This window comes from Dyella sp. 01N448, assembly GCF_056399225.1.
Genome location: NZ_JBFTQX010000001.1, coordinates 150,840 through 169,412, shown reverse-complemented (window position 1 = coordinate 169,412; position 18,573 = coordinate 150,840). Strand labels below are relative to the sequence as shown.

Annotated in this window: 17 protein-coding genes; 9 read left to right on the top strand and 8 right to left on the bottom strand. The window is 64.8% G+C overall.

From position 1 onward, the window contains the following. Positions 1-77: 77 nt before the first annotated feature. The 5 genes from AC1DKY_RS00735 to aroE all read right to left on the bottom strand — a co-directional run bounded on the left by AC1DKY_RS00735 (position 78) and on the right by aroE (position 4,667). The gene (locus tag AC1DKY_RS00735) at positions 78-368 is read right to left on the bottom strand and encodes a hypothetical protein (protein WP_441601838.1); all 291 of its coding nucleotides are present in this window, start codon (positions 366-368) and stop codon (positions 78-80) included. Positions 369-425: 57 nt separating this feature from the next. Then, the gene (locus AC1DKY_RS00730) at positions 426-1,493 is read right to left on the bottom strand and encodes an energy transducer TonB (RefSeq protein WP_441601837.1); all 1,068 of its coding nucleotides are present in this window, start codon (positions 1,491-1,493) and stop codon (positions 426-428) included. 152 nt (positions 1,494-1,645) lie between these two features. Then, complete coding sequence (locus AC1DKY_RS00725) at positions 1,646-3,412, bottom strand: peptide-N4-asparagine amidase (protein ID WP_441601836.1); 1,767 nt, start codon at positions 3,410-3,412, stop codon at positions 1,646-1,648. Positions 3,413-3,538: 126 nt separating this feature from the next. After that, positions 3,539-3,826, bottom strand: coding sequence for a YkgJ family cysteine cluster protein (locus AC1DKY_RS00720; protein ID WP_441601835.1), 288 nt, complete (start codon positions 3,824-3,826; stop codon positions 3,539-3,541). Between the two features lie 10 nt (positions 3,827-3,836). Continuing rightward, positions 3,837-4,667 (bottom strand): shikimate dehydrogenase, encoded by an 831-nt coding sequence (gene aroE / locus AC1DKY_RS00715; protein ID WP_441601834.1) that lies wholly within the window; start codon positions 4,665-4,667, stop codon positions 3,837-3,839. Positions 4,668-4,822: 155 nt separating this feature from the next. On the opposite strand from aroE, the gene AC1DKY_RS00710 reads away from it, so the two are divergent. Next, the gene (locus tag AC1DKY_RS00710) at positions 4,823-5,080 is read left to right on the top strand and encodes a hypothetical protein (protein ID WP_441601833.1); all 258 of its coding nucleotides are present in this window, start codon (positions 4,823-4,825) and stop codon (positions 5,078-5,080) included. Between the two features lie 271 nt (positions 5,081-5,351). Here AC1DKY_RS00710 and AC1DKY_RS00705 read toward each other — a convergent pair whose 3' ends face one another. Next, positions 5,352-6,836, bottom strand: a complete 1,485-nt coding sequence (locus AC1DKY_RS00705; RefSeq protein WP_441601832.1) for a RimK family protein — start codon at positions 6,834-6,836, stop codon at positions 5,352-5,354. A gap of 367 nt (positions 6,837-7,203) precedes the next feature. On the opposite strand from AC1DKY_RS00705, the gene AC1DKY_RS00700 reads away from it, so the two are divergent. Next, positions 7,204-7,677 carry a GNAT family N-acetyltransferase gene (locus tag AC1DKY_RS00700; protein WP_441601831.1) on the top strand — a complete coding sequence of 158 codons (474 nt, stop codon included), beginning with the start codon at positions 7,204-7,206 and terminating at the stop codon, positions 7,675-7,677. 1,266 nt (positions 7,678-8,943) lie between these two features. Here the strand turns inward: AC1DKY_RS00700 and AC1DKY_RS00695 are convergent. After that, positions 8,944-9,627 (bottom strand): hypothetical protein, encoded by a 684-nt coding sequence (locus AC1DKY_RS00695; RefSeq protein ID WP_441601830.1) that lies wholly within the window; start codon positions 9,625-9,627, stop codon positions 8,944-8,946. Positions 9,628-9,764: 137 nt separating this feature from the next. On the opposite strand from AC1DKY_RS00695, the gene lptM reads away from it, so the two are divergent. The 7 genes from lptM to AC1DKY_RS00660 all read left to right on the top strand — a co-directional run bounded on the left by lptM (position 9,765) and on the right by AC1DKY_RS00660 (position 15,446). After that, the gene (gene lptM, locus AC1DKY_RS00690) at positions 9,765-10,154 is read left to right on the top strand and encodes an LPS translocon maturation chaperone LptM (RefSeq protein WP_441601829.1); all 390 of its coding nucleotides are present in this window, start codon (positions 9,765-9,767) and stop codon (positions 10,152-10,154) included. Next, on the top strand, positions 10,154-10,987 hold the full coding sequence (dapF, locus tag AC1DKY_RS00685; protein ID WP_441601828.1) for a diaminopimelate epimerase: 834 nt from the start codon (positions 10,154-10,156) through the stop codon (positions 10,985-10,987). Before lptM ends, dapF begins: the two co-directional genes overlap by 1 nt. Before the next feature lie 86 nt (positions 10,988-11,073). Continuing rightward, a complete protein-coding gene (locus AC1DKY_RS00680; RefSeq protein WP_121883777.1) occupies positions 11,074-11,757 on the top strand; it encodes a DUF484 family protein in 684 nt (227 codons plus the stop codon). A 5-nt stretch (positions 11,758-11,762) separates the two neighbouring features. Next, entirely contained in the window at positions 11,763-12,650 is an 888-nt protein-coding gene (xerC, locus tag AC1DKY_RS00675) for a tyrosine recombinase XerC (protein ID WP_441601827.1), read from the top strand. A gap of 194 nt (positions 12,651-12,844) precedes the next feature. Then, positions 12,845-13,378 carry an ATP-dependent protease subunit HslV gene (hslV, locus tag AC1DKY_RS00670; protein ID WP_046972849.1) on the top strand — a complete coding sequence of 178 codons (534 nt, stop codon included), beginning with the start codon at positions 12,845-12,847 and terminating at the stop codon, positions 13,376-13,378. Positions 13,379-13,457: 79 nt separating this feature from the next. Continuing rightward, entirely contained in the window at positions 13,458-14,795 is a 1,338-nt protein-coding gene (hslU, locus tag AC1DKY_RS00665; RefSeq protein WP_441601826.1) for an ATP-dependent protease ATPase subunit HslU, read from the top strand. A gap of 36 nt (positions 14,796-14,831) precedes the next feature. After that, on the top strand, positions 14,832-15,446 hold the full coding sequence (locus tag AC1DKY_RS00660) for a hypothetical protein (protein WP_046972847.1): 615 nt from the start codon (positions 14,832-14,834) through the stop codon (positions 15,444-15,446). Between the two features lie 699 nt (positions 15,447-16,145). Here AC1DKY_RS00660 and AC1DKY_RS00655 read toward each other — a convergent pair. Further along, complete coding sequence (locus AC1DKY_RS00655) at positions 16,146-18,425, bottom strand: S9 family peptidase (protein ID WP_441601825.1); 2,280 nt, start codon at positions 18,423-18,425, stop codon at positions 16,146-16,148. Between the last annotated feature and the right edge of the window lie 148 nt (positions 18,426-18,573).

The window sequence follows — 18,573 nt, the reverse complement described above, 5'->3', positions numbered from 1 at the left end:
CACATTATCGATACATCATGTCAGCGATGTGACTCACCAGACTCACCACGCGTATGGACGTCCGCACGGCCAAGCGCCTAGCTGAAATGACCGCCGGTGATGCGGCCATCCTTGTCCAGCTCGGCGTAGTAGCGGCTGTAGTTGCTGCGGTATTCCAAGGTGGTGATGGTGCCTGGCAGTACCAGCTGCACATCCGGATACGCCGCGCGAAACTGCTGCGGCGTGGGATGGGTGGCGATGAAAGCATCGAATGCCTTCATGTCGGTGACATAACCATGCACGGGCGCAGGCATGGCAGGCGTCGAAGCCTGGCACGCGCCCAGGACCAGCGCGAGCGCAAGAACGGCAGGGGCGATCAGACGCGGCATGACGACACTCCGTGAGGGGCCGTGCCGATTATGCGCTCTCGTCCCTGCGTACTCGCATTACAGACGGAACTCGATGCGCTGACGCATCTGCAACGCCACCGGTTTGCCGTCCTGGGTCCCCGGTGTGAACTGCCAGCGCGACACCGCACCGAGTGCCGCGCGGTCGAACACGTACTTGGGATCGGCATCGGCCACGGTGGCGCCGATCACCGAGCCATCCGGTTCCACGGTGAAGGTGACATCGACCCAACCCTGGCGACGCGTGCGCTTGGCATCCGGCGGATAAGCCGGTTCCACGCGATGGGTAAGCACGGGCGCGCTGGTGCCGTTTGCATCGGCCACCGCGGCAGCGGGTACGGGTGCCGGCGCGCGGGCGCGCATGGCTGACTTCGGCGCAGCCTCCACCGTGGTCGATTCGACATTCAACTGTGCAATCGCCCGTTCGCCGGGTGTCATCGCATTGCCGGGTTTGGCCGGCGCCACCGATGGCGGCGCGGTGGTCGGCGCGGGCGCAGGTGCGGCAGTGACGCTCGGCGCCAGAGGAGCTGCCGTCGGTGTCTTGATAGTGGCGGCCGGCGACGGCTCGCGGCGATTGGATTGCTGGGCCAGCTGAGCTTGCTGGGCCGCCTGCTGCGCAGCCGCCGTGCGTTGCGCCTGCAACTTGGCCTGCAACAGAGTGAGCGTGTAGTTCCGCGGATCGGCGCGCGCCAGCAGTTCGATCTGCCGCTGGGCCTCGGCATCGTCGCCTGCATCGATGGTCTGTTCGGCCGCATGCGCGGCAAACGGAAAGATTTCCCGCAACGCATCCTGCGCCACGCGATTACCCGGTTCGCGCTTGAGCACGGCCAGATAAAGCTCGAAAGCATTGCTTCCGGCGGGCGCCAGCAAGCGCTGGGCCGCGATGGCATCGCGTGCGTGCTGCAGCAACTCATCCGTGCCGATGCCTGCGCGGATCACCGGGCCGGCGGCGGCCACCACCTGCTGCGGCGATGGCTGATCAGCGTCGTCGCCGTGCTTGATCTGCCAATAGATGACGCCTCCTGCCGCCGCGATGAGCACGATGAGGATCAACAGGCTGTAGCGGGCTACACCTTGGGCACGACGACTCGACGAAGCGGGGGACATGGGCCACACATGGATGAAGGAAGCCGGCGCGCCAGCTGGGCGCGCAAGCTTAGAGGCGTCATGTTGCGGTGATGTTGCCCCGCATCAGCGGACGTGACGCAGTTCACACCTTGGCCGTGTCGGTCAGACCGTATGAACTGCGCCGTCCTTCATCAATGCCCCGGCAGCAGGCTGCTGTCCGGCGAACCATCCGGATGGGCAAACCACGATACGCGGTTGCTGCCATCGGGGCAGCCCTTGCCCGCGTTGGTGCTCGCCACGACGCCAGCCTGGGTGGTGAGCGATGCACGGTAGCAGCTGCCCAGCGTGTCGTGGAAGGCGAACGACTGCGAACTCTGTTGACCGCTATGGCTGCTCAGGTTGCCGCCGGCATCGAACACCAGGGTGTCCTGGGTATCCACCGTATTGTCGACATCGGCGCCATAGAGGGTGAGGCCGAGCAGGCGCAGCTCATCGCGCTGGCGATAGCCCTGGTGCACGGTCGAGGCCGCGCTGGTGCTGCCATCGCTCGCCAGCTGCTGGTTGTAGTCGAGCGAGAAGGGATAGTTGAAATGCGCCTGTCGCTCCGCCGTCAGGAAGTTGCCCAGGCGGCTCTGGCTGCTGCTGTCGGACCAGGTGCGCTGCGCGGTCTGCTGGCGATAGACCGTGCTGTTGATGGCGAAGGTTTGCGTGTCGTCGAAGCCGGTGTTCTGCGTCACCGTGCTGGTGACGCGTCCGTGCGAGGTGTTCGCATAGCCTTCGATCACAAAGTGGCGGTCGAGCTTGGTGGTGATGCTGCCGCTGAGGTCGCCATTGCTCGCAGTGGCGAGCGTGCTTGCGATCGTCGGCGTCGCCGGCTGGCCGACCAGCGTGTTGCGGGTGATCTTGCCGGTCACTTGTTTGGCGTGCGCATCGCGATACACCAGCAGTGTCGCCGTTGCGGCAAAGTAGCTGTTGGCGCCAGCCACCTGCACGGCCACTTCATGCGGCTTGCCGTCGCTCAGCTGGCCGGCGAACGGCGTGAGGTCGACGCGATAAGGCAGGAAGTTCAACGTCTGCACGCCCGGCGTGGGGCGCCAGAGGTAAGGATCGATGCCACCGGTATAGACCCACGGATAGACCGGCGCCACGCCGGCCGCCTGGCCGTCGATGCTGATCTGTGCCTCGCGGAAATTGCCGCCGCCGCATTCGTTGGTTTCCGAGGCATACGCGTCGGGCACGCAGGTGTACCAGAACTCGTCGCCGCTCTGGCTCTGGGTGAACACGTCCAGATACGCGCGCTCGACATTGGTCGGCAAAGTCAGCGTGCGCGCCAGCTTGTCGGTCGAGGTGTTGAGCGTCGCCGTGCTGCCCACCGGATCGCTGCCCAGCGGATACACCGCGTCGGGCACCTCCGCCGCGCGGGCGCGTACCGACGCCGGATAGAACAGCAGGCGCGCCGTGCCATGGATCACGCCGGTGTAAGTGTCGTTCACCAGGTTGCCGATGATGGCCTGCCCTTGTCCCGCGTTGCGCAGCAGGGCGGCGTAGTCGGTGAGGTCGCGCTCCACATGCCATGCGGGCGACACCGTGGCCGACGGTTCCTGGGTGGTGCCGAAGTAGAGGTTCACGCCGCCCAGCCAGAGCGTTGCGGTGCGGTCGTACTGGCGGCCGGCGGTGACCGAGAAGTCCGCCTCCAGCACTACCTTCGACCATGCGCCGGGGCACGAGGTCGGCGGCGCATAGCTATAGGGGCGGGCGTTGAAATCATCGAAGGCGACATTGCTGAACAGCGTCACCACACAGGGCTGGCCTGGCGGCCGTGGCACGGTCGGATCGGCGGTGGCCACATTGCTTGAACCCACCACCGGATCGGCGGCGGCTTGCGCGGTGAATCCCAGCGCCAGCGTTGCCGCCAGCGCAGCAGCCGCCCCAAGGCGGACCAGTCCCTCAGGCACCATGACGTTCTCCCCGTGATGTGCCCCCTGAGTCGCGCAAACTAGCACGGTCCAGCCACCCCAGACGTCTAGGCGTCCACAGTCTGCGCATGTAAGTTCTTGCGCCGCTTCAGCGAGATGAAGACGGCGTCAGTTGACGCGCGTCGCAGCCTCAAGCGCGGCCAGATAAGCCAACGCGTGGTCGCGCGAAGCGCCGCACATCGACGCTTCTGGCCGCAGGCCCGAACACACTGCGGGGCGCTCTGGCCGACCGAAGATGGCGCAGCGGTTGTCGTCGTTCAGTTGCGCGCAACGCACGCCGGCGGGCTTGCCGTTGGGCATGCCGGGAATCGGCGAAGAAATCGACGGCGCGATACAGCAGGCGCCGCAGCCGACCCGGCAGGTGGGCGCGTTCGCCGCGGATGCCGGGCGCTGCATGATCACTCGCTCACCCGTACTGCTTGCGCAGTTCGGCGTAGACCGGGTCGGTATCGGGACGCTGGCCATGCCAAAGCTCGAAGGTATCGGCAGCGGTTTCGATCAGCATGCCCAGGCCATCGAACGCGTAGCGCGCGCCGGCGGTGCGTGCCCAGGCGAGAAAGCTGGTGGCGGCTACGCCATAGGAAAGGTCATAGCAGAGCGCGCGATTGCCGACGATGGCGAACGGCAGATCCAGCGACTTGCCCAGCACGCCGGCCGAGGTCGAGTTGATGATCAGGTCGAACGCGCCGAGGTCGGCGAGATCCTCCCAGTAGCGCGTGTGTGCACGCGCCGGATCGCCGATGGCATCGGCCAGCGCATCGGCCGTGTCCGGCGTGCGGTTGACGATGGTCAGGGTGTGCACGCCGGCATCGAGCAGCGCCCACGCCACGCCATGCGCCGCGCCGCCGGCGCCGAGCAACAGGGCGGTGTGGCCGCGCAGATCCACGCTGTGCCGTTCGGCGATGTCGCGCACCATGCCGTCGCCGTCGGTGTTGTGGGCGGCGATGCGGCCATCGGGCAGCGGCGTGAGCACGTTGGCTGTGCCGGCGCGCGTGGCCGCGACGCTGCGCTCATGGGCCATCGCGTAAGCGGCCGTCTTGTGCGGCAAGGTCACGTTGGCGCCGCGGCCGCCGTTGGCGAAGAACGAGCGCATCGTCGCTTCAAAGTCTGCCGGCGCGGCGTCGATGGTGCGGTATTCCAGGTCAATGCCGAACTGGCGCGCGAACGACTGGTGAATCTGCGGCGACAGCGAATGGCTGATGGGGTGGCCAAACACCGCGAACTGTCCTGCACTCATGCGCGCTCCTGATGAAAGTCGATGCCGCCAATGGCGGCTCCCGGTCGGACCGGGACGTCCATTTTACCCGCCGCAGGCCTTGTCCGGTGGGGCATCGCAGGTTTTGAGATCGGCTCCGCGCAGGCTTTGCCCCATACCGATCACGGAACACGACCATGCGCCCGACCAATCGCACAGCCCATCACGAACGCCTGCTTGGTGCCGCCCTGCTATGGCTGCTGGCTGGCGCGGCCTTGCTGCTGACCACGCTGGTCCCGCTGCATACCGATGCGTGGGGCTGGACGCCTGCGTTCTGGCTGATTGGCGCACCACTGGTGGTCCTGCTGGCGCTGGAGCCGTCGCTGCCCCGCCAGCTGCTTGGCCTGCGGTTTCGCTCGCGCCGCCGCCCGGCGTCGGCGCTGATCTGGAACTGACGCGACAACGAATTCACTTGGCAGTGGATGCCGCGGCAGGAAGGCCGTGGCGTGGGGCTCCGTGCGACGGCCTGGGATGGCTGGGCACCTCGCTGGAGCGGCGCGACGGATCGCGCCCGCGTGACGGCAGCTCAGGGACGGGCTGCCGGTATCACCCCACTGCTGTTGCAGCTTTCTGTGGGAGCGCACCCTGTGCGCGACAAACCTACGGAGCGGCACATCGCCACGCCGCAGTCGCGCACAGGGTGCGCTCCCACAGTTGTCATTGTGCTCAGTCAGTCTCGCCGGCGCGCTTGCGTTCCATGCGCCGCAGAAACTCCTGCATGATGCGGCGATAAAGCGCCTCGCCCAGATGCTCGTCTTCCACGCCGTGATCGATCGACGGGTTGTCATTCACCTCGATCACCACCGGCTTGTTGCCCACGCGCTTGATGTCGACGCCATACAAGCCATCGCCCACCGCCTGGGTGGCCTTGAGCGCCAGCTTCACCACGTCGGCCGGCGCGTGCTCGATCGGGATGGTTTCCGAGTCGCCCGTCTTCGATGCGCCCTTGGCGCCGTGGTTGTAGATCTGCCAGTGCCCGCGCGACATGAAGTATTTGCAGGCGTACAACGCCTCGTTGTTGAGTACGCCGATACGCCAGTCGAACTCCGTGAAGACAAACTCCTGCGCCAGCAGCAGCGCACTGTGCTGGAACAGTTCGGCACTGGCCTTGTTGAGCGCGGACTCGTTTTCCACCTTGACCACGCCACGCGAGAACGAACCGTCGGGGATTTTAAGCACCAACGGATAGCCGAGTTTTTCCGAGAGCTCTTTGAGGCCCTTGGCGTCGTCGCGGTAGAGAATTTCAGTGCGTGGCACCGCGAGCTTGCGCGACACCATCAAGTCGTTGAGAAAAATTTTGTTCGTGCAGCGCAGGATCGAGGTGGGATCGTCCATCACCACCATGCTTTCTTTCTCCGCACGATGGGCGAAGCGGTAGGTGTGGTTGTCGCTGGCAGTGGTTTCGCGGATGAACAGGCCGTCGTACTCGGCCAATCGCTGGTAATCGTTCTTGCCGATCGGATCGACTTCGATGCCCAGTTCCTTGCCGGCGGCGATGAAGGACTTGAGCGCCTTCTTGTTCGACGGCGGCATTGCCTCGTGCGGATCGACCAGCATGGCGATGTCGTAGCGGAACTGCCTGCGCGCCTTGGGTTTGCGCCACAGCTTTTTGCTGAAGCGGTCGAGCTCTTCGGCAAAGGCATCTTCCTGGGCATCGTCCAGCGTGTGCAGGCCCACCGGCTTGATCGCGCTGATCTGCCACACGCGGTCGCGCTCGAACTCGATGCGCAGCAGTGGGCACGGGAACATTTCGAACACCTGGCGCGCAAGATCCTGCAGCGCCGGGTGGGCGGTCTGCCCAAAGTAGACCAGGATCCCGAAGTCGGTGGTGTCGCGTCCGCCAGCCGGCAGGAAGTGGGTGAGCTTGGCGCTCAGGTCCTCGATCTCCAGGCCGTACAGCGAGCGGCGGCGCAGGTCGTTTACCGTGCGCACGGAAGGCATCACGCGATGCCCGCGTGCCTCGGCCAGCAGCGACACGTAGTACCCGGTGCCCAGGTATTTGTAGCTGCGGCACATGTTGATGACGTGCGTGCGCTCGTCGTCCACACCGACGGGTTCGCGCAGGTAATCCATCGCCGTGACTACGTCCGCGGACGGGTAGTAGGAACTCCAGTCGGAGGCCTTCTCGACAACAAGCACGAGACGAGTCATGACACCTCTGTCAGATGGAACCGAGGAGTGTCGTCACGCGGGGAACGAGGCGGCACGGCGCAAGGGGCGCAGTTTGGCACATGGATCGCGCGGCACAAGGCGGGGTGCCAGGCCGGCTCATAGGCGGTTCAAGATTTGCCCGCATCGTTCCACGCTCCGGTCCCATCTTTGCCACTGCGGCACGCCCGCCGGTAGCCACGTCGCTCACCGCTACACGGCAAGGCCTGCACTTTTCGCTCACATCTTTCGCCGGCAGCGTGCCGAGATTGAACGGGTTGTGACCTGCGCCACAAGTCATCGTTGCCCCCGGGGAGTGTGGGGACTAGAGTGCCCGGCTTGTTTCATCGCGCCCGCGGGACCGCCCCTGATGACCCCCATGCCCGCGACCGCCGCCGTACGCGTGCGTCGTGCTGAACTCTCCGATCTGGATGACCTGGTTGCCCTGGAAGAGAGCAGCTTCGCCACCGATCGCCTCAGCCGGACCCAATACCGCCGCCACCTCGACAGCGAAAGCGCGCAAGTGCTGGTGGCCAGCGCCAACCACCGCAACTTTCTGGGCACGGCCGTGGTGTTCTTCCGCAAGGGGACCCAGGTAGCGCGCTTGTATTCCATCGCCACCAAGGCGGAAGCGCGAGGCAAAGGCGTGGGCTCCGCGCTGCTCGAAGCGGCGGAAAAACTTGCGCTGAGACGTCATCGCAAGGCGTTGAGGCTGGAAGTGCGCACGGACAACGAAGACGCGCTGCGGTTGTATGAGCGACTCGGCTACAAGCGCATTGGGCGTTATGCGCGCTATTACGGGGATGGGGCGGACGCTTGGCGGTATGAAAAGGTGTTGGACTGAGGGTTTGCTCGAGTTCATTGCCTTCGGCCGAGCTGGGTTGCTCGCCGTTACGTTTCATCTCAGGTGTCATGCTGGTGCGGCCGCGGTAGCTCGTCATTTTGGCGAGCGCGGTTTCTGTTGCTCGTCCCAGTGCACCCCACAAGAGGGGGGCTAGGCCGGAGACGTTCTTCAACAGCCGAATGGCTGGTCATCAAGAGCTTCGGTGTTTCCTTGTCACCTTGAGGCCAGCGTGCCGCCTACGCGGCGGGCGTTTCGATCGGCTGCCGCCGCTCGAGTCACTTTTCTTTTGCTGGCCCAAAAGATCCCACGGGACTAGCTTCGCGTCGAAAGTAACCCAAAGAAAATGGCCTGATAACGCCGGCAGCATCGTGTTGGGATAAGCCCGAACGCTCGAGGCGCGTCGTTGTGGGACGACCTCCGAGGGTACACAGGGGATACTTCCAAGCGCTGCGCAACGCGCCCGAATCGCTGAGGACTTAAAGCCGGGCCTCGCTGCGCATCGGCTGTGGCTCACAGATGGCGCACTTGGTGCCGCACCTGGCGCTTGGCTTGTCTGTGGGAGCGCACCCTGTGCGCGACAGCCACGCCTGGGTGTAYCGCTCCGTAGGTTTGTCGCGCACAGGGTGCGCTCCCACAAAGAGCCGRCCGGCAAGWTTGATCCGCCATCCCCATACCTGCGTCMCCCTTGTAGGAGCGCACTTGTGCGCGACCGCAGCGTCGCGGTGCATCGCTCCGGTTGGTCGCGCACAAGTGCGCTCCTACAAGAGAGCGGCCCAGCAGCGTCGGACGTCGCGTGGCTCTTGATGCGGCTCTTGCCCCCGGGGTCCCCGTAACCCGCCCGCGCACCTGGAGGGCCAACGGCCCGGAAGGCGCGCCATCCGGGGGGCCCTTTCTTTTGGTTACTTTTCTTTACTCCGGGCATCCTGCCCTCCGCCCTTCGGGCCGGCTTCGCCGTTCGCGCGCGCTCGAAGCGCGTGCGTGGGCAAGCAAAGAAAAGTGACCCGGCCTCCGGCAGGAGGTCGGAAGCCCGCGGCAGGCGAGCCAGGTCGCCGTATCGCTAAAACCAAACACTGAGGCTCTGGATGACCAGCCATTCGGCTGTTGAAGAGCGCTTCCAGCCTACGCCGGGATGACGAGCAAAACGCGGCCAGCGCTGGGACAACAAGCGAATTTCCGCCGCTTGGAAACGACAACTACCGGAGGGCGGCTCCGCCTCCACGCAACAAAGCGAGATTCCCCCCTCGCTCAATTCCCAAAACCCCAACCTCAAAACGGCTGCGCGATGCGCTGCTCTGTCGCCTCATCCGGCCGCGCCACCAACGCCCCCGTGCGCATCAGACTCACCGTGTAATGCCCTTGATCCACCAGCGGCAAAAACACCCCACTGCCAAACAACACATCCACATCCGGCACCCAGCGCGGATATTGCTTGTGCAGATCGAGCAGATCGAAGCTGCCGCCTTCACGGAAATCGACCACGGTCCGCGGCCCATGCATTTCATCGTTCGGGTCGTCGTAGCGTCCCGACAACCGATCCAGCCGGTACAGCGGCGGCACGCCCGCCAGCATCGTGGGCAGCTTCCACTTCAGCACCACGGCCTCGACGCGCCACGCATCGCCGGCCACTTCCACGCGGCGGGAAGCGCCGTCAGGCCAATGCAGGATGAGCGACCAGCGCTGCGGTGAAAGGATGTGTGCGTCGATCTCCACTACCGGCGTCTCTTCGCTGAGCAGGCGATAGCCGCGCAACGCGAAGCCCATGCCCGTCAGTATCAGGGTGATGGCGAAACCCACGAGCAGCAGCACGGAACGACCGGCGGCTGCCAGGCGCTGCCTGTCATCAAGGCGCTGGCGCAAGGCCACCAGTTGAAACAAGGTGAACAGCAGGGCGACCGCGGCCAGGATCAGCAGGATCGTCGAAGGGAGGCGCAGCAGCGCGGTCCAATCCATCGTTGTACTTCTGTGCATTCAAACCGCTCGCGGCGGCGACGGCGGCATCATAACGGCTGACGCGCCATTCACGGGCGGCGGCGCTTCAAAAGCGGCGGCTCGCCTATACTGACCGGGTTCCCGCCGGATACCCCGACATGCGCCGATCACTCCTGCTGCTTTCGCTGTGCTCCGTTTTTGCCCTGCTCGCCGCATGCGGCAACAAGGGACCGCTTTATATGCCCAAGGCTACGCCCGCGGCCACCGTGCATCCCGCTACGCCCGTCGCGCCGGCAGCCAAGCCCATACCGGCAGTGGTTCCGGCGGCACTGACGCCTGTGCCCGTGCACGGCTTTGTCACTGATATGACGGCGTTCGACGCCTTTATCGCCGCACATCCCACGCCTGAGCAGTTCAAGGCCGCGTATCCGGATGTGCTGCTGGTCCTGCCGGGCACCATCGCCACGCGTGAGATGCGCAGCAACAACAGCCGCTATTTCGCCGAACTCGACGCCAACGGCCGGATCACCGGCGGCAAGTTCATGTAATGAAGCTTCCGTTCTCCAAGATGCACGGCATCGGCAACGACTTTGTGATGGTCGATTGCCGCCAGCGCGCGTTTGCACTGAACGAAGAGCAGATCCGCGCCATCGCCGACCGGCACATGGGCGTGGGTTTCGACCAGCTGATCAGCATCGAGCCGCCGCGCGATCCCAGTTGTGCGTTCTACTACGGGATCTGGAATGCGGACGGCACGCCGTCGGGCCAATGCGGCAACGGCGTGCGTTGCGTGGCGGCGTGGCTGCATCGTGCGGGTGAGTTGTCGATCGGCGACATGATCCGGCTGGAAAGCCCCTCCGGGCCCGTGACGGTGCGTCTGAGTGGCCCGAACGAGGTGACGGTCGACATGGGCGTGCCCACGCTGGAGCCCGAGCGCATTCCGTTCCGTGCCGACCTCCAGGCGGCTCGTTACGCCATCGAAGTGGGCGGCGACGTGCTGGAGATCGGTGCGCTGTCGATGGGCAATCCGCATGCGGTCGTGGTGGTGCCTGACTTGCAGGCGCCATCGCTGTATCGGGTCGGCCCGATGCTGACCACGCATAGTCGTTTCCCAGAAGGCGCCAACGCTGGCTTCGTTCAGCAGGTCGATCGGGGCCAGTTGCGCCTGCGCGTGCATGAACGCGGCAGCGGCTGGACGCTCGCCTGCGGTACCGGCGCCTGCGCCGCGATGGCGGTGCTTCGCCTGCGCGACGAAGTCGACGAGAAAGTGATGGTGACGCTGCCCGGCGGCACCCTGACCATCGAATGGGCGGGGCCGGGGCATACGCTGTGGATGACCGGGCCGGCTACGTTCGTTTTCGAAGGCGAATGGCTGGGTTGACGCGACTTTCTGTCCATGTCGGTTGAAAGCCGATAGCGGAACAACGCACACTCGGCCCGCAACGCATCGACTCCCCTGAGGTAGCCATGTCCGAAACCGCCATTGTCGACACGCTTTCCGCCGGCGACGTCGCGGCTTTTCTGCGGCACCATCCGGAGTTTCTCACCGACTATCCCGATATCGCGGCCCAGCTTACGCTGCCGCGCGAGCAGGGCCGTGTCGCCTCGCTGGCGGTCTATCAGCTGCAGAGCCTGCGCGAGAAGAACGCGGAGCTGGAGAAGCAGCTGGCCGGCCTGATCGCCATCGCCGCCGAAAACGAGCGGCTGATGCAGCGGGTGCACGAGCTCAATCTCGCCGTGCTGCGCGCTGGAACACCCGCCGTGGCGGCCCGCAGCGTGGTGGCGCGGCTCGCGGAGGATTTTCAGACCGACCAGGTACGCCTGATGCTGTTCGGCCCGATCGGGCTGCCGCCGGCGGACTGGCTGGTGCATATCCCGGGCGGGCGCTCGCAGGTGCCTGAGTTTTCCGATTTCATGGCGCACCACGAACCGGTCGCCGGCCGCCTCTCGGCCGAACGCCTGTACCGCCTGTTCGGCGACCACGCGCCGGAAATCCGCTCCGCCGCGATGATGCCGCTGGGCGAGTTCGGCATCCTGGCCATTGGCAGCGGTGATGCCGACCATTTCCAGCCGGGCATGGGCACGGTGTTCCTGAAGATGATCGCAGGCACCGTCACCGCCGCGCTGCGCCGCGCCCAGGAAGTCATGTAACACTTATGTCTCACCCGCAGGCCCAGGTCGACGCCTGGCTTTCGCGACTCGCGGGAGAACGCAAGGCATCGGTGCATACGGTCGATGGCTATCGCCGCGATCTGGCCAAGCTGCTGCGCTGGATGGAGGCGCAGGGCATCGCCAACTTCAGCGCGCTCGAGCCCAACCGCATGCGCGGCTTCGTGGCCGGCGAACACCGCGCTGGCCTCGCACCCAAAAGCCTGCAGCGCCTGTTGTCCTCCTGCCGCAGCCTGTTTCGCCAGCTCACCCGCGAAGGTCTGCTCGAGCATGACCCGCTGGCCGGCGTGCGCGGCCCCAAGGTGCACCGCAAGCTGCCGCAGGTGCTCGACGTGGACGAGGCCACTTCGCTGGTGGAAACGCAGAGCGAAGGCGCTTTGAATCTGCGCGACCGCGCGATGCTGGAACTGTTCTATTCCTCGGGCCTGCGCCTGTCCGAGCTCACCGGGCTGCGCTGGATCGATCTGGACATGCACGCCGGCGAAGTGCGCGTGCTCGGCAAGGGCAACAAGACCCGCATCGTGCCGGTCGGCCGCCACGCGGTCGCTGCACTGCGTGCGTTGGGCGAAGCGGAAGGCGTGGTTCCCGAGCAGCCCGTGTTCAAAGGCCGCGGCGGTGCGCCCATCAATCCGCGTACCGTACAGCTACGTTTGAAGACGCTGGCGCTGCAGCAAGGCATGGCCAAACGCATCCATCCGCATCTGCTGCGCCACACCTTCGCCAGCCATATGCTGGAATCCTCCGGCGACCTGCGCGCCGTGCAGGAGCTGCTCGGCCATGCGGATATCGCCACCACGCAGATCTATACACACCTGGATTTCCAGTATCTGGCCAAGGTGTATGACGCGGCACATCCGCGGGCGAAGCGTAAGTGACGGGCGCCGTGAGCCGACAGCCTTGAACACCCTGTGGGAGCGCACCCTGTGCGCGACGGGCCGCCCGCGGCCCGGTTTCCCCTGAAAATCCCGTCGCGCACAGGGTGCGCTCCCACAAGGGCTGGCCGGGCGGCGGCTTGGATTCCGCCCTTACGGCCCCACCTTTGGCGAATTCACTCTTTACGGAGTCCCCCATGGAATCCTTTCACGCCACGACCATCGTTTCGGTGCGCCGCAACGGACAGGTCGTGATTGGCGGCGATGGCCAGGTCACCCTCGGCAACACGGTGATGAAGGCCAACGCCCGCAAGATCCGCCGCCTGGGCAAAGGCAATGTGATCGCCGGTTTCGCCGGCGCCACCGCCGACGCCTTCACCTTGTTCGAGCTGTTTGAGCAGAAGCTGGACAAGCACGGCGGCAACCTCACCCGCGCCGCGGTGGAGCTGGCCAAGGAATGGCGCACCGATCGCCGCCTGGGCCGCCTCGAAGCCATGCTGGCAGTGGCCGACAAAGAGGCCTCGCTGCTGATCTCCGGCAACGGCGACGTGCTGGAACCCGAACATGGCTTGATCGCCATCGGCTCGGGCGGTCCTTACGCGCAGTCTGCCGCGTTGGCATTGCTTGAAAACACCGAGATGGATTCGCGCGCCATCGTCGAGCGCGCGCTGAAGATCGCCGGCGACATCTGCATCTATACCAACCACAACACCACGATCGAGGAGCTGTAAGCGCTCGGCGCGACGGCTCTTGGTCCCGTCGTTTTGCTGATGCAGAACGAGGGCGAAAACTCATCTTTCCGGTGAACTCATGTCCGAACTTACTCCCCGCGAAATCGTCAACGAACTCGACCGCTACATCATCGGCCAGCACGACGCCAAGCGCGCCGTGGCGATTGCACTGCGCAACCGCTGGCGCCGCATGCAGCTGGAACCGGGCTTGCGCGACGAAGTAACGCCCAAGAACATCCTGATGATCGGTCCCACCGGCGTGGGCAAGACCGAAATCGCCCGCCGCCTCGCCACGCTGGCCAATGCGCCATTCGTGAAGGTGGAAGCCACCAAGTTCACCGAGGTGGGCTATGTGGGCAAGGATGTCGAATCCATCGTCCGCGACCTCGCCGACGTCGCCTATAAGCTGGTGCGCGAGCAGGCCATGAAGCGCGTGCGCACGCAGGCCGAAGACCGCGCCGAAGACCGCATCCTCGACGCCCTGCTGCCGCGCCGCCAGACCCCTTCGGACTGGTCGCACGACGCCGCGCCCAGCAGCGAGCAGAACGACACCCGCCAGAAACTGCGCAAGCAGCTGCGCGAAGGCGCCCTGGACGATCGCGAGATCGAGCTCGACTTCGCCACCAACGTCGGCGTGGAAATCATGTCCCCGCCGGGCATGGAGGAAATGGGTCAGCAGCTGCGCCAGATGTTCCAGAACATGGGCGGCGGCAAGACCCAGCAGCGCAAGGTCGCGATCAAGGCGGCTCGTCCCATGCTGGTGGAAGAAGAAGCCGCCAAGCTGCTCAACGAGGAAGAAGTGCGCGCGCAGGCCATGCAGTCGGCCGAACAGAACGGCATCGTCTTCATCGACGAGATCGACAAGATCGCCCAGCGCTCCGAGTGGGGCGGCGCCGGCGTCAGCCGCGAAGGCGTGCAGCGCGACCTGCTGCCGCTGGTGGAAGGCTCGACCGTGTCGACCAAGTACGGCCCGATCAAGACCGACCACATGCTGTTCATCGCCTCCGGCGCGTTCTCGCTGGCCAAGCCCTCGGACCTGATCCCGGAGCTGCAGGGCCGCCTGCCGATCCGCGTGGAGCTGTCGGCGCTGTCGGTGGGCGACTTCAAGCGCATTCTGCGCGAGCCGCATAACGCCTTGACCAAGCAGTACATCGCCTTGCTGGGTACCGAGGGCGTGACGATCACCTTCACGGAGGAAGGCATCGACCGCCTGGCCGAGGTGGCTTTCCAGGTGAACGAGCGGACCGAGAACATCGGCGCCCGCCGCCTGCACACCGTGATCGAGCGCCTGCTGGAGAAGATCTCCTACGAAGCTGCTGACAAATCCGGCGAAAAATACCTGATCGACGCCGAATATGTGGATAAAAACCTCGGCGTGCTGGTCCAGGACGAGGATTTGTCGCGTTACATCCTGTAAACAAGGGGAAAGCCCCGGGCTGGTAAAATTTTGACCATGGGAAATGTGATTGAACTGAAGACCACCGGCCAGCGGGCTCAGCTGCGCGAGGCGCAGCAGAAGCATCAGCTGGTCCGGTTATGGCGCGGTGAACTCGAACACGGCAGCTTCTGTGGCTACGTGGGCGGGGTTGGCCGTGAATTCTTTCTGCTGTGGGTGGTCGGTGACGGCATCACCTATGACGGCATGTACGTGATGCGCCACCGCGACGTTTCCGAACTGGAAGCGCCGGACAAACACGCGCCCTTCATGGAAAAGGCGCTGGTCCTCAAGCACCTGATGCCGCGTCCGCCCCGGGGCTTCCCGCTGGACGACATCCGCAGCGTCATCCAGGCCGCTGCCGCCCAGGCACCCGTCATCGGCGTGCACGTGGACAGCGAGGACGAGGCCGAGGTCTGCTACATCGGCCGACTGATCAGCGTGGAAGAAGACGGCTTCAACATGCAGGAGATCTCTCCCGACGCGGAATGGCTGCGCGAAGCGTCGTTCTTCTCATGGGATGAGGTGTCCACGGTAAGCATCGAAGACGGCTACGCCACATCGCTGCTGGCCGTTGCCGGTACTCCACCGCCGCTGGAGCAGGGCGATTCGGGCGTAGGGCACGCGCAGTAGGGTTTGATTGGTTTGATTGGAAGAAGCAAAGGCCGCCTCCGGGCGGCCTTTCTTTTTGCCTGCAGGTCAGACGGTCTTGTCTGTGGGAGCGCACCCTGTGCGCGACAGCCACGCTGGGGTGTACCGCTCTGTAGGATGGTCGCGCACAGGGTGCGCTCCCACAAAGAGCCGATCGATACTGACTTACGCGATCCCTTGTAGGAGCGCACTTGTGCGCGACCGCGGCGCTCGGATGTACCGCTCCGTCGGTTGGTCGCGCACAAGTGCGCTCCTACAAAAGACCTGCCCGGCCCAGTAGCGCCTGGCGTTGTTCGGCTCTTGGTGTGGCTCTTCGCCCTCGGGGTCCCCGTATGACGCGGCGGGCGGGTGGAGGAAAGCCCGAAGGGTGGCCGCATGGATGCGGCCAGTTTTTCGACAGGACAGGGATGTCCTGTCGAAAAACCCCGCAACCCGCCCGCGCACCTGGAGGGCCGCAGGCCCGGAAGGCGCGTCATCCGGGGGGCCCTTCTCCGTGGGTTACTTTCTCTTGGGCAAGCAAGAGAAAGTGACCCGTCCTCAGGCAGGAGGACGGAAGCCCGCGGCAGGCGAGCCAGATCGCCGTATCGCGACAACCGAAGTCCATCGCTCCTGGATCCCGGCCTGCGCCGGGATGACGAGCAAACAGCGGGCAAGTCCCGCGATGCCAGATGGAATGAAAAGCTAGCGCGTAGTGGTCGCCGCCGCCGGCACCGCTGCAGCCTTCGGTGCAACCGGCACAACCGCCGCCGCCCCCTTCACCTGCTGCTGAAAGAAATTCTCAATCAGGTGATACACGTGACTGCGCTGCCCGGGCAAGTTGAGCCCATGCTTCGCCCCCGGGTACGCCATGAACTGAAACTGCGTCCCACGCTTCTGCAACTCCGCCATCAACTCGGTCGAGTTGAGAAACAGCACGTTGTCATCCGCCATCCCGTGCACGAGATACAACTTCGAGGTAAGCCCATCGAGCCACGCCATCGGCGAGCTGCGCGTGTAACCCGAATCGTTGTCCTGCGGCCGCCCCAGATAACGCTCCGTGTAGAAGGTGTCGTAGAGCCGCCAGTTGGTCACCGGCGCCACCGCCACACCGCCGGCCAATTCATCCGAAGCCTTCGCCAGCATCATGGTGGTCATGTAACCGCCATAGCTCCATCCGAACACGCCCACATGCTTGGCATCCACCCACGGCTGCGACTTCAGCCAATGGATGCCGACCAGCTGATCGTCCACTTCGGCCGCGCCCAGCTGCTGGTAGATGGCGTTCTCGAACTGGCGCCCGCGGCGCGCCATGCCGCGGTTGTCCAGCGTGAACACCACAAAGCCCTGGTTGGCCATGTACTGGTTGAAGTAGTCGCCCCACGCATTGGTGACCATCTGCGCATGCGGGCCGCCGTAATACATGTCAAACACCGGATACTTCTTGGTGGGATCGAAGCCGGCCGGCTTGTACAGGCGGTAGTACAGCGTCTGCCCGTCCGCCGCTTTGAGCGTGCCGAATTCCGGCTTGATCAGGCTGTCGCGATACGGCCAGTACGGATGTTTTTCATCCAGCTTGTTGGCCTCGATCCAGCTGACCAGGCTGCCGTCCGACTTGTGCAGGCTGACCTGCGGCGGCGTATCGACACTGGAGAAATTGTCGAGATAGAAACTGCCCTCCGGCGCGAAAGAAGCCGCGTGCGTGCCCGCGCCCTGGCTGATGCGCGCCGGCGCTTTCGCCGTGCTGCCGTCGATCTTCAGCGCATAGATCTGCTTCTCGGGAACAGCGTCCTTGTTCGACGCCACGAAGACCGTGCCCGTGTGCTCGTTCACTGCCAGCAGTCCGTCGATCTGCCAGTCGCCTTCGCTCACCGCGTGCTTGAGCGTGCCGTCGAGACCGTACAGATACAGATGGTGGTAACCGCTGCGCTCGCTGCCCCACAGGAAAGTCTTGCCGTCCTTGAGGAAGGTGAGATCGCTGTTGAGATTGATCCAGGTGTCGCTGGTTTCGGTGAGCAGTGTGCGCTGCGCCAGGGTCTTCGCGTCGACCAGGCGCAGATCCAGTTTCTGCTGATTGCGCGGCATGCGCTGGTAGGTGACGTGCTTGCCGTCGGGCAACCAGTTCACGCGGGTGAGATAGATGTCCGCATCCTTGCCCAGGTCGATCCAGCGCGGTTGTCCGCCAGCGGGCGACACGAGGCCAAGCTTCACGGCCACATTGGGCGCGCCTGCGGCGGGATAGCGCTGATCGATCACGTCGGTGTGATCGGCAAACAGCTCGGTGCGCTTGGTCACCGGCACCTTGGCTTCGTCGTAGCGCTCGAACGCAATGGCCGAGTCGTCGGGTGCCCACCAATAGCCGGCGCTGCGATCCATTTCTTCCTGCGCGACGAACTCCGCTTCACCGTTGTGCACGGTGCCGCCGCCATCATGCGTCAGCTGCCTGGCTTCGCCGGTGCCCAGATCGATCACCCATAGATTCTGATCGCGCACGTAGGACACGTAGCGACCCTTGGGCGAGATCTTCGGATCGATCACGTTGTCGCCGGTATCGAGCGGCGTGGGAGCCGCGTCCGGCGTGGCCAGCGCGACGACATAGAGTTTGCCGTTGATCGGGAACAACAGCTGCTTGCCGTCAGGCGACCATTGGTAGCTCACGATGCCGTGCAGGCCGGCGGTGCGTTCGCGCTCGCGGCGCGCCTTCTCCGCATCCGACAACTGCTCGCCGTTGGGTTCGAGTTTCTTCGAATCCACCAGCAGGCGCGTCTTGTTGTCCTTGAGCTGGTATTCCCACAGGTCCAACTGGAACTGATCGTCCGCGCGGGCGCGCAGGAAAGTCACGCGGCTGCCGTCGGGCGAAATCTGCAGACCGCGCGGCGCGGCACCGGCAAGATTGCCACCGTCGAAGATGCGTTCGATCGTGAGTTTTTCGGCCATGGTCGGCAGGGCTACCATCGTCAGGGCAGCAAACAAAAGGGCGCGCATGGAGACTTCCTTGGGCGACGCGTCGTACGCAAGAACAAACGGCGATTAGAACGCGTCGCGCCCTTGGAAACCAGCGCTTTGTGCGTGAAGCAGGCGAAAAAGGGCGGAAACTCCGTGAAGGCGCGACGTTTCTGACGGCTCCCGCTCC

Coding starts and splice junctions, on each gene's coding strand:
- AC1DKY_RS00735 (WP_441601838.1), bottom strand. CDS start 368: ATGCCGCGTCTGATCGCCCCTGCCGTTCTTGCGCTCGCGCTGGTCCTG.
- AC1DKY_RS00730 (WP_441601837.1), bottom strand. CDS start 1,493: ATGTCCCCCGCTTCGTCGAGTCGTCGTGCCCAAGGTGTAGCCCGCTAC.
- AC1DKY_RS00725 (WP_441601836.1), bottom strand. CDS start 3,412: ATGGTGCCTGAGGGACTGGTCCGCCTTGGGGCGGCTGCTGCGCTGGCG.
- AC1DKY_RS00720 (WP_441601835.1), bottom strand. CDS start 3,826: ATGCAGCGCCCGGCATCCGCGGCGAACGCGCCCACCTGCCGGGTCGGC.
- aroE (WP_441601834.1), bottom strand. CDS start 4,667: ATGAGTGCAGGACAGTTCGCGGTGTTTGGCCACCCCATCAGCCATTCG.
- AC1DKY_RS00710 (WP_441601833.1), top strand. CDS start 4,823: ATGCGCCCGACCAATCGCACAGCCCATCACGAACGCCTGCTTGGTGCC.
- AC1DKY_RS00705 (WP_441601832.1), bottom strand. CDS start 6,836: ATGACTCGTCTCGTGCTTGTTGTCGAGAAGGCCTCCGACTGGAGTTCC.
- AC1DKY_RS00700 (WP_441601831.1), top strand. CDS start 7,204: ATGACCCCCATGCCCGCGACCGCCGCCGTACGCGTGCGTCGTGCTGAA.
- AC1DKY_RS00695 (WP_441601830.1), bottom strand. CDS start 9,627: ATGGATTGGACCGCGCTGCTGCGCCTCCCTTCGACGATCCTGCTGATC.
- lptM (WP_441601829.1), top strand. CDS start 9,765: ATGCGCCGATCACTCCTGCTGCTTTCGCTGTGCTCCGTTTTTGCCCTG.
- dapF (WP_441601828.1), top strand. CDS start 10,154: ATGAAGCTTCCGTTCTCCAAGATGCACGGCATCGGCAACGACTTTGTG.
- AC1DKY_RS00680 (WP_121883777.1), top strand. CDS start 11,074: ATGTCCGAAACCGCCATTGTCGACACGCTTTCCGCCGGCGACGTCGCG.
- xerC (WP_441601827.1), top strand. CDS start 11,763: ATGTCTCACCCGCAGGCCCAGGTCGACGCCTGGCTTTCGCGACTCGCG.
- hslV (WP_046972849.1), top strand. CDS start 12,845: ATGGAATCCTTTCACGCCACGACCATCGTTTCGGTGCGCCGCAACGGA.
- hslU (WP_441601826.1), top strand. CDS start 13,458: ATGTCCGAACTTACTCCCCGCGAAATCGTCAACGAACTCGACCGCTAC.
- AC1DKY_RS00660 (WP_046972847.1), top strand. CDS start 14,832: ATGGGAAATGTGATTGAACTGAAGACCACCGGCCAGCGGGCTCAGCTG.
- AC1DKY_RS00655 (WP_441601825.1), bottom strand. CDS start 18,425: ATGCGCGCCCTTTTGTTTGCTGCCCTGACGATGGTAGCCCTGCCGACC.